This window comes from Pseudomonas sp. G7(2022) (assembly GCF_052660475.1).
Genome location: NZ_CP109659.1, coordinates 3,579,323 through 3,591,864 on the forward strand (window position 1 = coordinate 3,579,323; position 12,542 = coordinate 3,591,864).

The 12,542-nt window shown below is 60.7% G+C and carries 13 protein-coding genes; 9 read left to right on the top strand and 4 right to left on the bottom strand.

Translation table 11 applies throughout. From position 1 onward, the window contains the following. Positions 1 to 106 precede the first annotated feature (106 nt). Positions 107 to 826 (top strand): FadR/GntR family transcriptional regulator, encoded by a 720-nt coding sequence (locus NE357_RS16040; protein ID WP_169430692.1) that lies wholly within the window; start codon positions 107 to 109, stop codon positions 824 to 826. A gap of 282 nt (positions 827 to 1,108) precedes the next feature. Here the strand turns inward: NE357_RS16040 and NE357_RS16045 are convergent, their stop codons facing one another. Both NE357_RS16045 and NE357_RS16050 read right to left on the bottom strand, forming a co-directional pair. Beyond that, positions 1,109 to 3,493: an efflux RND transporter permease subunit gene (locus tag NE357_RS16045; RefSeq protein WP_169430693.1), complete on the bottom strand. Its 2,385-nt coding sequence runs from the start codon at positions 3,491 to 3,493 to the stop codon at positions 1,109 to 1,111. Between the two features lie 28 nt (positions 3,494 to 3,521). Continuing rightward, entirely contained in the window at positions 3,522 to 4,550 is a 1,029-nt protein-coding gene (locus tag NE357_RS16050) for a WD40/YVTN/BNR-like repeat-containing protein (protein ID WP_169430694.1), read from the bottom strand. Between the two features lie 325 nt (positions 4,551 to 4,875). Between NE357_RS16050 and NE357_RS16055 the strand changes: the two genes are divergently transcribed. From NE357_RS16055 to NE357_RS16085, 7 genes are all read left to right on the top strand, one after another. Further along, on the top strand, positions 4,876 to 5,466 hold the full coding sequence (locus NE357_RS16055) for an amino acid synthesis family protein (protein WP_007957412.1): 591 nt from the start codon (positions 4,876 to 4,878) through the stop codon (positions 5,464 to 5,466). Positions 5,467 to 5,499: 33 nt separating this feature from the next. Continuing rightward, positions 5,500 to 6,333, top strand: coding sequence for an alpha/beta fold hydrolase (locus tag NE357_RS16060; protein WP_169430695.1), 834 nt, complete (start codon positions 5,500 to 5,502; stop codon positions 6,331 to 6,333). Then, complete coding sequence (locus NE357_RS16065; protein ID WP_085603065.1) at positions 6,330 to 7,811, top strand: aldehyde dehydrogenase; 1,482 nt, start codon at positions 6,330 to 6,332, stop codon at positions 7,809 to 7,811. Before NE357_RS16060 ends, NE357_RS16065 begins: the two co-directional genes overlap by 4 nt. A 12-nt stretch (positions 7,812 to 7,823) precedes the next feature. Beyond that, the gene (locus NE357_RS16070; RefSeq protein WP_169430696.1) at positions 7,824 to 8,309 is read left to right on the top strand and encodes a flavin reductase family protein; all 486 of its coding nucleotides are present in this window, start codon (positions 7,824 to 7,826) and stop codon (positions 8,307 to 8,309) included. A gap of 136 nt (positions 8,310 to 8,445) precedes the next feature. Continuing rightward, the gene (locus NE357_RS16075) at positions 8,446 to 8,835 is read left to right on the top strand and encodes a carboxymuconolactone decarboxylase family protein (protein WP_007968634.1); all 390 of its coding nucleotides are present in this window, start codon (positions 8,446 to 8,448) and stop codon (positions 8,833 to 8,835) included. A 58-nt stretch (positions 8,836 to 8,893) separates the two neighbouring features. After that, the gene (locus tag NE357_RS16080; protein WP_169430697.1) at positions 8,894 to 9,646 is read left to right on the top strand and encodes a GntR family transcriptional regulator; all 753 of its coding nucleotides are present in this window, start codon (positions 8,894 to 8,896) and stop codon (positions 9,644 to 9,646) included. Position 9,647: 1 nt separating this feature from the next. Beyond that, positions 9,648 to 10,211: an NUDIX hydrolase gene (locus NE357_RS16085; protein ID WP_169430698.1), complete on the top strand. Its 564-nt coding sequence runs from the start codon at positions 9,648 to 9,650 to the stop codon at positions 10,209 to 10,211. A 57-nt stretch (positions 10,212 to 10,268) separates the two neighbouring features. Here NE357_RS16085 and NE357_RS16090 read toward each other — a convergent pair whose 3' ends face one another. Next, on the bottom strand, positions 10,269 to 10,751 hold the full coding sequence (locus NE357_RS16090; protein ID WP_249314299.1) for a hypothetical protein: 483 nt from the start codon (positions 10,749 to 10,751) through the stop codon (positions 10,269 to 10,271). Positions 10,752 to 10,888: 137 nt separating this feature from the next. Beyond that, entirely contained in the window at positions 10,889 to 11,182 is a 294-nt protein-coding gene (locus NE357_RS16095) for a DUF1330 domain-containing protein (protein WP_169430699.1), read from the bottom strand. Positions 11,183 to 11,246: 64 nt separating this feature from the next. On the opposite strand from NE357_RS16095, the gene ribBA reads away from it, so the two are divergent. Next, positions 11,247 to 12,356 (top strand): bifunctional 3,4-dihydroxy-2-butanone-4-phosphate synthase/GTP cyclohydrolase II, encoded by a 1,110-nt coding sequence (gene ribBA, locus NE357_RS16100; protein ID WP_064380429.1) that lies wholly within the window; start codon positions 11,247 to 11,249, stop codon positions 12,354 to 12,356. Positions 12,357 to 12,542: the final 186 nt, after the last annotated feature.

Here is a 12,542-nt window from a genome sequence, read left to right on the forward strand (position 1 = left end):
TTCGCGAGCAAGCCCGCTCCCACATTTGCTCTGTATCTGCCTCAAGATTGTGTGGTGCCTGCTATGATGCGCGGCATCTCCATCGCTCAGGATCGCGCCGCGCCCCATGGATTACCGCAAACCTTCAGACCGCAAAAGCATGCACTCGCGCATCGTTCAGGAACTGGGCATGCAGATTGTTTCCGGACGTTTTTTGCCCTGTGACAAACTGCCCGCCGAAGCCTTGCTCTGCGAGGAGTACGCGGTCAGTCGGCCGGTGTTGCGCGAAGCCACACGGGTGTTGGTGGCCAAGGGGCTGGTGTACTCCAAGCCCCGGGTCGGCACCGTGGTCAAACCGCGCCGCGAATGGCACATGCTCGATCCGGACGTGCTGCACTGGTTGATGCAAAGCAGCCCGCAGAATGAATTCTTCAATGTGCTGACCAGCGTGCGCAGCATCATCGAACCGGCCGCCGCCGCCCTCGCCGCCCAACACGCCACGGATGCCGACATTGCAGCCATCGGCGAAGCCTACCAACGCATGGAAGCCGCACCGACGCCGGAGGCCCTGCTGCAACCGGATCTGGACTTCCACAGCCGGATTGCCGACGCGACCCATAACGATTTGCTGGCCAACCTGTGCAACATGCTGTCGGTGGCGATTGCCGAGGCGCTGAAACATTCGAATCAGCGGCCGAATCTGCATGAACTGGCGTTGCCTCGGCACAAGGCGATTCTGACGGCGATCGAGAATCGTGATGCGCTGGGGGCTCGGCATGCGACGCTGGTTCAGCTGGATGATGCGCGCAGTGCGCTTAGCGTCGTGCTAGGCACTGAACTCTCCTAAGCCTTGATACCGCTGGCCCTCACCCTAGCCCTCTCCCGGAGGGAGAGGGAACTGACCGCGATGTCTTGCGTAATACATCGACCTGAAAAACCGAGTCGATTATGGATTCAAAGCTAATCTTTCACGTCGGTGTATCTATCCAATATCCCCCATTCGGTTCCCTCTCCCTACGGGCGGTCCGACGTTTCGGGAGGGCTAGGGTGAGGGCAAGCTTTCGATCTTGCCCCATAAAAAAAGCCGCAACCCTTCAAGGTTGCGGCTTTTTCATTTCAGCCAAATGGATCAGTGAGCAAACAGAGAGTTGCCCTTCTGCCCCGCCAGTTTCTCCGGCTTGATCAGGAACTTGGCCAGTGCCGGCAGCAGCCACAGCGCACCGAACATGTTCCACAGCAGCATGAAGGTCAGCATCAGGCCCATGTCGGCCTGGAACTTGATCGCCGAGAAGATCCAGGTGCACACGCCGATGGCCAGGCACAGACCGGTGAACAGCACCGCTTTACCGGTGGACTTCAGGGTCTGGTAATAGGCTTCCTGCAACGGCAGGCCAGCACGCAGGAAACTTTCCAGACGGCTGTAGATGTAAATGCCGTAGTCGACGCCGATCCCCACGCCCAGCGCCACCACCGGCAGGGTCGCCACCTTGACGCCGATGCCCATGAACGCCATCAGCGCGTTGCCCAGCACCGACGTCAGTACCAGCGGCAGCACGATGCACAGGGTCGCCGCCCAGGAACGGAAGGTGATCATGCACATCACCGCCACGCAGATGTACACCAGAATCAGGATGGTCAGCTCAGCCTGTTTGATGACTTCGTTGGTGGCCGCTTCGATCCCGGCGTTACCGGCCGCGAGGATGAACTCCAGACCGTCCTTGTTGTTGTCCTTGGCAAACTCCTGCACGGCTTTCACCGCACGATCCAGGGTTTCAGCCTTGTGATCGTTGAGGAACACCAGCACCGGCGCCAGCGAGCAGCTGTTGTTGTACAGGCCATCGGCCCGGGCGATGGAGTTGTTCAGCACGTCCGGGTTGCGCGACAGGGTTTCCCATTTGAGGTTGCCCTCGTTCATGCCCTTGATCATCTGCTTGGACACCGTCACCAGCGAGATCGCCGATTGCACGCCCTCGGTGTTCTGCATCTTCCACATCAGCTCGTCGATCGGCGCCATGGCTTCGTAGCGCGAGCAACCTTCGGACTTGGTCTTGACCATCACCACCAATACATCGGAACTGGTCGAGTAGTTGTTGATGATGAAGTTGTTGTCCTTGTTGTAGCGCGAGTCCGGACGCAGTTCCGGCGCGCCCTGGTCGAGGTCGCCGATCTTCAGGTTCTGGCTGTACCAGAGACCGCCGCCGAAGGCGACCAGCGCCAGGGCGATGGAGATCGGGGCGACTTTCGGGCTGGCGAAATTCGACAGCAGGCGCCAGAACGGGTGCTCGCGGTTTGCATCCTTTTTGCTCTTGGCGATGGCGCGCTTGCTGATGCCGACATAGGAAATCGCCACCGGCAGCAGGATCAGGTTGGTGAACACGATCACCGCCACGCCGATGGACGCGCCGATGGCCAGTTCACGGATTACGCCAATGTCGATGATCAGCAGCGTGATGAAGCCCACGGCATCGGCGAGAATCGCGATCATCCCCGGCAGGAACAGTTGCCGGAACGTGCGCCGCGCCGCGGTCAGAGCGTTGTCTGCCTCGCTCGATTGCAGGGCGATACCGTTGATCTTCTGCACGCCATGGGAAATGCCGATGGCGAAAATCAGGAACGGCACCAGCATCGAATACGGATCGAGGCCGAACCCGAAGAAGTGCATCAACCCCAGTTGCCAGACCACCGCCACCAGCGTGGTGCTCAACACCGCCACGGTGCTGCGCAGGCAGTTGGTGAACCACAACAGCAGGATCAGGGTGATGACGAAGGCGATGCCGAAGAACATCACCACCATCACCAGGCCGTCGATCAGGTCACCGACCTTCTTGGCGAAACCAACGATGTGGATCTTGACGTTGGGGTTCTGCGCTTCGAACTTGTTGCGGATCTTGTCTTCCAGTTCATGGGAGAACTGGCGGTAGTCCAGCGCCAGCAGCTTGCCCTGGTCCTGCGGGTCCGGGTAGGACTCCAGCAGCGGGATGTCGACGATGCTCGACTTGAAGTCGTTGGCCACCAGACGCCCGACCTGACCCGACTTGAGCACGTTGTTGCGCAGCATGTCGAGGCTGTCCTGGGAGCCGTCGTAGCTCTGCGGGATCACTTCACCGCCGGCAAAGCCTTCCTCGGTCACTTCGGTCCAGCGCACGCTCGGGCTCCACAGCGACTTCAGGCCGGAACGGTCGACGCCGGAGATGTAGAACACCTCGTCGTTGATCTGGCGCAGGGTCTCCATGTACTCCCTGGAGAAGATGTCACCGTCCCTGGCCTCCACCGATATGCGCACGGTGTTGCCCAGGTTCGTCAGATCGTTGCGGTGCTCCATCATCTTCTCGATGAACGGATGCTTGAGCGGGATCATTTTTTCGAAGCTGGTAGACGGCCGGATCAGCGTGGCCTGCCAGAACAGAAAAATGCTGACCAGCAGGCAGATCACGATCACTGCCGGGCGGTTATTGAAGATCAGGCGTTCGAGGAACGTCGCCTTGTCCTGATGATGAGTGCTCAAGGAAGTCATAGCCCCGCCTTCTTATTATTGATTCGGCTCATTTGCCCAGCTCGGTGCCGTTGGGCGTGGTGGTGTGGACGCCACCCTGCCCGCTCAGGATCAGATTGCCGTTGCCGGCGGCGGTGACCGACGACAGCGAGATGCGATCCGGGCGGTTGAACACGCTGAAGGTTTCACCGTTGTCGCTGCTGCTGATCACCGTGCCGCCGTTGCCGACGATGACGATGGAGCCGTCGTCGAGCCGCGTGGCGCCGGACAGGCCGAACTCCAGCGCACCACGCGCAGCCTTGAGTTCGACCTGCTGCCAGGTGCTGCCGAAATCAGTGGAGCGGTAGAGGTTGCCACGCAACCCGTAGGCCAGCAGCGTGGAAGGCTGGGCCGTGCCGATCACACCGAACAGCGAGCCTTGATACGGGCCTTCGATTTTTTCCCAGGTCTGGCCCCAATCGGCGGAGCGGAACATCGCGCCCTGCTCGCCCACGATGAACAGCCCGGCGTCCTTGACGGCGGCGATGGCATTGAGGTGGAACTGATCCTGGTTGTCGAGGCGATCGCTGACGTCTTGCCAGTGCTTCCCACCGTCGGTGGTTTCCAGCAAGACACCGTAGGCCCCTACGGCCAGGCCGTTGTTGACGTCCTTGAACCAGAGGTCGAGCAGCGGCGATTCGCGCTTGAGGTCTTCGAACTGTTTGGTCCAGGTCTGGCCGCCGTCTTCACTGGCGAGGATCTGCGCGTCATGGCCGACGGCCCAGCCGTGCTTGTCATCGACGAAATACACGGCCGTCAGCAACTGACGACTCGGCACCTTGGCCTGGGTCCAGGTCTTGCCCTGGTCATCGGAGTAGAGAATGTGCCCGCGATCCCCGACCGCCACCAATCGGGCGCCGGCGTGGACGACATCAAGCATCAGGCTTTTCGGGGCCTTGGCCGACTCGATGGCGTAGACCATGTCGGCGGGCGCTTCGGCGGCCAGTACGGGCGCCGACAAGGTGGCAAAGCCCAGCAGAGAGAGTGCTGTGGCCAGCAACGCGGTGTTGCGAAACGCCGGCGGGCGGCAACGACTCATAGACCTTCCCCTATTTATTATTGTTAGGCCATTCGGCCTTCAAGGGCGCCGCAAGTGTGCTCCAGCGACGGTTGGTCAGAAGCATAGTCCTGAAACCCGCAATCCAGAGCCACTTCGGAAGCTGGCTCATCCTATCGGGCATTCGAAACGTCTGACAATCGGCGCAACGTTATCTTTTGTTAACCGAAAGGGATTACAGCAGCGGCTGAATGCACGGGCATTCGTCCGACTGATGGCAGGGATTCTTGCGAAGAGGACTTGCACGATCGGTATTATGGTATACCATCAGACGCACAGACACTCTTTATCCCCTACGGAGCAGCTCATGAGTTTCGAAATTCGCAAGATCGTCAGCTATGTCGAAGAGACCTTCATCGAAGGCGGCAAGGCTTCCGACACCCCGGTGACCATGGTCGGCCTGGCCGTCGTGATGAAGAACCCTTGGGTCGGCAATGGCTTTGTCGAAGACCTCAAGCCGCAGATCCGCGCCAATTGCTCCGACCTCGGCGCGATGATGGTCGAGCGTCTGGTGGGCATCATCGGTGGCGCCGAGAAGATCGAGGCTTACGGCAAGGCCGCGGTGGTCGGCGCCGATGGCGAGATCGAACACGCGTCGGCGGTGATCCACACCTTGCGCTTCGGCAACCACTATCGCGAAGCGGTCAAGGCCAAGAGCTACCTGAGCTTCACCAACAAGCGTGGCGGTCCGGGGACTTCGATTCAGATCCCGATGATGCACAAGGACGACGAGGGCCTGCGCTCGCACTACATCACCCTGGAAATGCAGATCGAAGATGCCCCCCGCGCCGATGAAATCGTTGTGGTACTCGGTTGCGCCGACGGTGGTCGCCTGCACCCGCGCATCGGCAACCGCTACATCGATCTGGAAGAACTGGCCGCCGAAAAAGCCCAGTAATCACAATAAAAAAAGGCATTGCAGGAGCGCTCCATGATTCGGCTCACCGCTGAACTCACCCCGGCCGGCACCAGTTATCTGGCGACAGGCGTTGGCCAACCCGTGGTGTTGATCCACGGCGTGGGCCTGAACAAAGAAATGTGGGGCGGCCAGATCGTTGGCCTGGCCACGCAATACCGGGTGATCGCCTACGACATGCTCGGCCACGGCGCCAGCCCGCGCCCGGCCAGCGGCACCGCCCTGCTCGGCTATGCCGATCAGTTGCTGGAGCTGCTCGACCACCTGCAATTGCCCCAGGCATCGGTGATCGGTTTTTCCATGGGCGGTCTGGTGGCGCGGGCGTTTGCCCTGCACTACCCGGAGCGCCTGAAAAGCCTGGTGGTGCTCAACAGCGTGTTCAACCGCAGCGAAGAGCAGCGCGCCGGCGTCATCGCCCGCACCGCGCAGGCCGCCGAACACGGACCGGACGCGAATGCCGAAGCGGCGCTGTCGCGTTGGTTCAGCCGTGAATATCAGGCGGCCAACCCGGCGCAGATCGCCGCGATCCGCCAGACCCTGGCCGGCAATGATCCGCAGGGCTACCTGACCACTTACGAACTGTTCGCCACCCAGGACATGTACCGCGCCGACGACCTGGGCAGCATCCAGGCACCGACGCTGATCGCCACCGGCGAGCTGGACCCCGGATCGACCCCGCAAATGGCCGAGCAACTGGCCGCGCGCATTCCCGGTGCGATGGTTGCCGTGCTGCCTGAGCAACGGCATATGATGCCGGTAGAGTCGCCACGGCTGGTCAACCAGACGCTGCTGGAGTTTCTCGACACCGCACACGCCCGACAAAACCATATAAAGGGGATCGTTGCATGACGCTCGCACGCTTCCAGATGTGCATCGGCGGAGAATGGGTCGACGCCCTCTCCGGCAAGACTTTCGAAAGCCTCAACCCGGCGCTGGCCGAACCCTGGGCCGAACTGCCCGACGCTGACGAGGCCGACGTCGAACGCGCCGTGCAAGCCGCGCAGACCGCCTTCGACAGCCCGGCCTGGCGTGGTTTGACCGCCACCGCACGCGGCAAACTGCTGCGTCGTCTCGGTGACCTGATCGCCGAAAACAAGGAACAACTGGCGCAACTGGAAAGCCGCGACAACGGCAAACTGATCCGCGAAACCCGGGGTCAGGTCGGTTATCTGCCGGAGTTTTTCCACTACACCGCCGGCCTTGCCGACAAGCTCGAAGGCGGCACCCTGCCGCTGGATAAACCCGATCTGTTCGCCTACACCGTGCACGAAGCCATGGGCGTGGTCGCCGCGATCATTCCGTGGAACAGCCCGCTGTACCTGACTGCGATCAAACTGGCGCCGGCGCTTGCAGCGGGCAACACCATCGTGATCAAACCGTCCGAACACGCCTCGGCGACCATTCTGGAACTGGCGCGCCTGGCCCTCGAAGCCGGCATTCCACCGGGGGTGGTCAACGTGGTCACCGGCTACGGCCCGAGCACCGGTGCCGCCCTCACCCGCCATCCGCTGATCCGCAAGATCGCCTTCACCGGCGGCGCAGCCACGGCCCGGCATGTGGTGCGCAGCAGCGCCGAGAACTTCGCCAAGTTGTCGCTGGAGCTGGGCGGCAAGTCTCCGAACATCATCTTCGCCGACGCCGATCTCGACAGTGCGATCAACGGCGCCATCGCCGGGATCTACGCGGCGTCCGGCCAGAGCTGCGTATCCGGTTCGCGACTGCTGGTGCAGGATGAAATCTACGACGAATTCGTCAGCCGACTGGTGGAGCGCGCCCAGCGCATCCGCATCGGCAACCCGCAGGACGACAGCAGCGAAATGGGCCCGATGGCCACCGCGCAGCAGCTGGCAGTGGTTGAAGGTCTGGTGGCTGATGCCATCGCTGAAGGTGCGCGCCTGCGCCTGGGTGGCAAGCGGCCGAGCGGCGTGGGTGACGGCTGGTTCTACGAGCCGACGTTGTTCGAATGCGACCGCAACTCGATGAAGATCATGCAGGAAGAAGTCTTTGGTCCGGTCGCCTCGGTGATCCGCTTCAAGGACGAAGCCGAAGCGCTGGCGATTGCCAACGACTCGCAGTTCGGCCTCGCCGCTGGCATCTGGACCCGCGACCTGGGCCGCGCCCATCGTCTGGCCCGGGACGTGCGTTCGGGGATCATCTGGGTCAACACCTACCGCGCAGTGTCGGCGATGGCACCGATCGGCGGCTTCAAGAACAGTGGCTATGGACGCGAAAGCGGCATCGATTCGGTGCTGGCCTACACCGAACTGAAAACGGTGTGGATCAACCTCTCTCAGGCACCGATGCCTGATCCGTTTGTGATGCGTTAGGAGTCCCGTGACATGATCGAACCCGGCATTTACAAAGACGTCATGAGCTCGTTTCCGTCCGGGGTCACGGTGGTCACCACCCTCGACCCGGATGGCGGCATTGTCGGGATCACCGCCAGCGCCTTCAGTGCGCTGTCGATAGATCCGGCGCTGGTGCTGTTCTGCCCCAACTACGCCTCCGACACCTACCCGGTGCTGCGCGACAGCAAGCGTTTCGCAATTCACCTGCTGTCCGCCGACCAGACCGCCGAGGCCTACGCTTTCGCCGGTAAGGGCAAGGACAAGGCCAACGGCATCGACTGGCATTTGAGCGAGCTCGGTAACCCGATCCTCGCCAAGGCCACGGCGATCATCGAGTGCGAGCTGTGGCGCGAATACGACGGCGGCGATCACGCGATCATCGTCGGTGCGGTGAAGAACCTGATCCTGCCGGCGCAACCGGTGACGCCGATGATTTATCACAAGGGCAAGCTCGGCGCGTTGCCGACCTTGGCCTGAGAGATTCACACAGATTCCACTGTGGGAGCGGGCTTGCTCGCGAAGGCGTCGTGTCAGTCGACATCTATGCTGAGTGAGCTACCGCATTCGCGAGCAAGCCCGCTCCCACAAGGGAATTGTGGTGACTGGAGGATTTATGAGTAACGAGAAGTATGAAAAGGGTTTAAAGATCCGCACCCAGGTGCTGGGCGAAGCCTATGTGCAGCGCTCGATCGAGAACGCCGACGACTTCACCCGCCCGCTGCAGGAAATGGTCACCGAATACTGCTGGGGCCACGTCTGGGGTCGCGAAGGCCTGTCGCTCAAGGAGCGCAGCATGATCAACCTGGCGATGATCTCGGCGCTGAACCGCCCGCACGAACTCAAGCTGCATGTGCGCGGCGCCTTGCGTAACGGCCTGAGTCGTGAGCAAATACGCGAAATTCTGCTTCAGGTCGGTATTTATTGCGGCGTCCCGGCAGCCGTGGACAGTTTCCGGCTCGCCCGTGAAGCCTTCGCCGAAGCCGACGCCGAGGCCTCCAGTTAACCCCTCGGCTGTTTGAATGCCCGTCTGGCATGGACAGCCAACTTAAAGAGCGGACCCCATGAAACGCCTGCCACTCGACGACAGCTTCAAGGTCAATCGCAACCCCGTCACCCTGCGCGAAATCGTGCTGGATAAACTGCGAAGCGCCATCATGAACTTCCAGCTGCTGCCGGGCGATCGCCTGGTGGAGCGCGATCTGTGCGATCGCCTGGGCGTGAGCCGTACGTCGGTGCGTGAAGCCTTGCGTCACCTGGAATCCGAAGGCCTGGTGGAATTCGCCGATGCCAAGGGCCCGCGTGTCGCCATCATCACCCTCGCCGATGCGGTCGACATCTATGAACTGCGCTGCGTACTCGAAGGCCTGATCGTCCAGCTGTTCACCCTGCGCGCCAAGGCCAAGGACATCAAGGCTCTGGAAAAAGCCCTCGACGAGAACCGCAAGGCGCTCAAGGACGGCGAGCTGCAACAGGTGATCGACTCGGTGCAGGGCTTCTACGACGTGCTGCTGGAAGGCTCGGGCAACCATGTCGCGGCCACTCAACTGCGTCAGTTGCAGGCGCGTATCAGCTACCTGCGGGCGACATCGGTGTCCCAGGAAAACCGTCGCGGCGCGAGCAACCAGGAAATGGAAAAAATGGTCGAGGCGATCAAGAGCGGCGATCCGCTGGCGGCGCATCAGGCATGTGTCGATCACGTGCGCGCTGCGGCTGCCGTCGCTCTCGATTACCTCAAGCGCAAACAGGAAGAGACCGGCGACACACCGCCAATCACCCTGCCCATCGCGCTGAAAGAACCGCGCATAGGTCACTGACATGTTCAGCCCGAGCTTTTGCCCGAAATGCGGTGGCGCCGACCTCGGTCAGCAAGTGCCGCCGGGCGATACGCACGAGCGCCTGATGTGCCGCGGCTGCGGCTACATCCACTACGTAAACCCTAAAATCATCGCCGGCTGCATCATCGAGCAGGACGGCAAATACCTCTTGTGCCAACGGGCGATTCCCCCGCGCCCCGGCACCTGGACCCTGCCCGCCGGTTTTATGGAAAGCGGCGAAACCACCGAACAGGCGGCCCTGCGCGAAGTCTGGGAAGAAAGCGGCGTACGCGCGGAAATCATCTCGCCTTATTCGATCTTCAGCGTGCCGAAGATCAGCGAGGTCTACATCATCTTCCGCGCCCTCGCGCTGGAGATCACCGGCCAGTACGGCCCGGAAACCCTCGCCTGCAAATTCTTCGCCCCCGAAGACATTCCGTGGGAGCAGATCTACTACCCGGCGATCCGGCAGATCCTCGAACGCTACATCGAGGAACGCCAGGCCGGGGTGTATGGCATGTACATGGGCAATGACGACAGCGGCAAGATTCATTTCATGCGTTGATCAGCCATCACTTGCAAGAGATACAGAGCCCGGCCCGATTCCTCGGTAGATAGGTGCTCAGTCCGGCATCGCACGAATGATATCCGCCAGATCATCTTTGGTGATTTCATTGGCTTTGAGAGCAGCGGAGATGTCTTTCTTGGAGAGCGGGAAACGCTTGAAAATGTCCTTCAAGGTATCGGCATCAATATTGGCCAGCCAAAGAGGATCAATAAAAGAACCGCCATATTCAGGCTTCATTGGGACTTCTTCGTGGGCAATGGCACCTTTGTGATTCAGATACACAACATATCGATCGTGCCCTTCAGGAAAGCTTTTATCGTGATATAGCGTCGTTCCCATCGGCAGGACATAGTAATTGTCATCGCCACCTTGCCCTTCGATCAGCAGGGGTTCTTTGGTTTTAACCATCTCCAGATCGCGTCCCTTCGCACTGTTCCCGAAAATCAGAAAAGCCAAAAAGACTGCATTTATAGATAGAGCAGCCACTAGCCAGAGGCTTACTCGCCTACCTGCAAACATTCCTTTTGTCATGCGCATCAATTTCCCTTAAAGCACATCGTGTAAAACCGCAGGCATTAAATTCCGTCCGGGTGGCGATCTCCTGATCCAGAAAAACATCAAAAGATCGCGGCCACGTTCGATTCTGTGGTTCCTGAGGGCTTGTGGGCAAGCCGTTACGGTGCCATCCCTTCCACAATAACGATCTCCGCCCTCGCCCACTCCTCGCGATAGCTCTTCGCTTCCTGATACGCCACCGAGCGGTAGCACGCCACCGCCTGCTCGTAGCTGTCGAATTCAATCACCACGCTGCGCTGTGGCGTCGCCCGTCCTTCCATCGCTTCGCTGCGCCCTCCTCTGGCTAAAAACTTCGCGCCGAACTCGGCGAACGCTTTCGGTGCGCGTTGGGTGTATTGGCTGTAGTGATCGGGATCGATGATGTCCACGTGTGCAATCCAGTACGCCTTCATAGTGACCTCTTGGTTGATTTTGTATTATGGTATACCACGAATTCATCCCTATCGAGAGTCCAGCATGGCCTTCAACAGCATCGAAGAAATCATCGAAGATTATCGCCTCGGCAAAATGGTGTTGCTGGTCGATGACGAAGACCGGGAAAACGAAGGCGACCTGTTGCTGGCCGCCGACCGTTGCACGCCCGAGGCGATCAGTTTCATGGCCCGTGAGGCTCGGGGGCTGATTTGTCTGACGTTGACTGACGATCATTGCCAGCGCCTGGGGCTTGAGCAGATGGTGCCGAGCAATGGCAGCGTGTTCAGCACCGCATTCACGGTTTCCATCGAAGCGGCAGTCGGCGTGACCACCGGCATTTCCGCTGCCGACCGCGCTTGTACGGTGGCCGCTGCGGTGGCGCCAAATGCTCGCGCAGAAGATCTGGTGCAGCCCGGTCACATCTTCCCGCTGCGCGCCAAGGAAGGTGGCGTGCTGACCCGCGCCGGTCACACCGAGGCTGGTTGCGACCTGGCTCGGCTGGCGGGCTTTACGCCGGCCTCGGTGATCGTCGAAGTGATGAACGACGACGGCACCATGGCCCGCCGTCCGGATCTGGAAGTCTTCGCGCGCAAGCACGGGATCAAGATCGGCACCATCGCCGACCTGATTCACTATCGCCTGAGCACCGAACACACCATCGAACGCATCGGCGAGCGGGAACTGCCGACGGTGCATGGCACGTTCCGTCTGATCACTTTCGAAGACCGTATCGAGGGCGGCGTGCACATGGCGATGGTCATGGGCGAACTGCGCCGTGAGGAACCGACGCTGGTGCGGGTGCATGTGATCGATCCGCTGCGGGATCTGGTCGGCGCCGAGTACAGCGGGCCGACGAACTGGACATTGTGGGCGGCGCTGCAACGGGTCGCGGCCGAAGGGCATGGCGTGGTGGTGGTGCTGGCCAATCATGAATCTTCCCAGGCGCTGCTGGAGCGCATTCCGCAGCTGACTCAGCCGCCGCGTCAGTTCAGTCGCTCGCAATCTCGGATCTATTCGGAGGTCGGCACCGGGGCGCAGATTCTGCAAAACCTGGGCGTCGGCAAGCTGCGCCACCTGGGCCCGCCACTGAAGTATGCCGGTTTGACCGGCTACGATCTGGAAGTGGTCGAGAGCATTCCGTTCACCGAGTGATTGGATGTTGCATTTCAAGCGACTAATGCTGCCCTCACCCCAGCCCTCTCCCAGAGGGAGAGCAGATCTCTATGCTTTTCAAAACTCGAGTTCGACTCTGAGTTTCAGGTCGATGTATAGCGGTAAAACAACTCGGTCGGCTCCCTCTCCCTCCGGGAGAGGGCTGGGGTGAGGGGCTGGATCTAG

What these genes read in the sequence shown, in the direction of transcription:
- NE357_RS16040 (WP_169430692.1), top strand. Translation starts at nt 107, where the DNA reads ATGGATTACCGCAAACCTTCAGACCGCAAAAGCATGCACTCGCGCATC.
- NE357_RS16045 (WP_169430693.1), bottom strand. Translation starts at nt 3,493, where the DNA reads ATGACTTCCTTGAGCACTCATCATCAGGACAAGGCGACGTTCCTCGAA.
- NE357_RS16050 (WP_169430694.1), bottom strand. Translation starts at nt 4,550, where the DNA reads ATGAGTCGTTGCCGCCCGCCGGCGTTTCGCAACACCGCGTTGCTGGCC.
- NE357_RS16055 (WP_007957412.1), top strand. Translation starts at nt 4,876, where the DNA reads ATGAGTTTCGAAATTCGCAAGATCGTCAGCTATGTCGAAGAGACCTTC.
- NE357_RS16060 (WP_169430695.1), top strand. Translation starts at nt 5,500, where the DNA reads ATGATTCGGCTCACCGCTGAACTCACCCCGGCCGGCACCAGTTATCTG.
- NE357_RS16065 (WP_085603065.1), top strand. Translation starts at nt 6,330, where the DNA reads ATGACGCTCGCACGCTTCCAGATGTGCATCGGCGGAGAATGGGTCGAC.
- NE357_RS16070 (WP_169430696.1), top strand. Translation starts at nt 7,824, where the DNA reads ATGATCGAACCCGGCATTTACAAAGACGTCATGAGCTCGTTTCCGTCC.
- NE357_RS16075 (WP_007968634.1), top strand. Translation starts at nt 8,446, where the DNA reads ATGAGTAACGAGAAGTATGAAAAGGGTTTAAAGATCCGCACCCAGGTG.
- NE357_RS16080 (WP_169430697.1), top strand. Translation starts at nt 8,894, where the DNA reads ATGAAACGCCTGCCACTCGACGACAGCTTCAAGGTCAATCGCAACCCC.
- NE357_RS16085 (WP_169430698.1), top strand. Translation starts at nt 9,648, where the DNA reads ATGTTCAGCCCGAGCTTTTGCCCGAAATGCGGTGGCGCCGACCTCGGT.
- NE357_RS16090 (WP_249314299.1), bottom strand. Translation starts at nt 10,751, where the DNA reads ATGCGCATGACAAAAGGAATGTTTGCAGGTAGGCGAGTAAGCCTCTGG.
- NE357_RS16095 (WP_169430699.1), bottom strand. Translation starts at nt 11,182, where the DNA reads ATGAAGGCGTACTGGATTGCACACGTGGACATCATCGATCCCGATCAC.
- ribBA (WP_064380429.1), top strand. Translation starts at nt 11,247, where the DNA reads ATGGCCTTCAACAGCATCGAAGAAATCATCGAAGATTATCGCCTCGGC.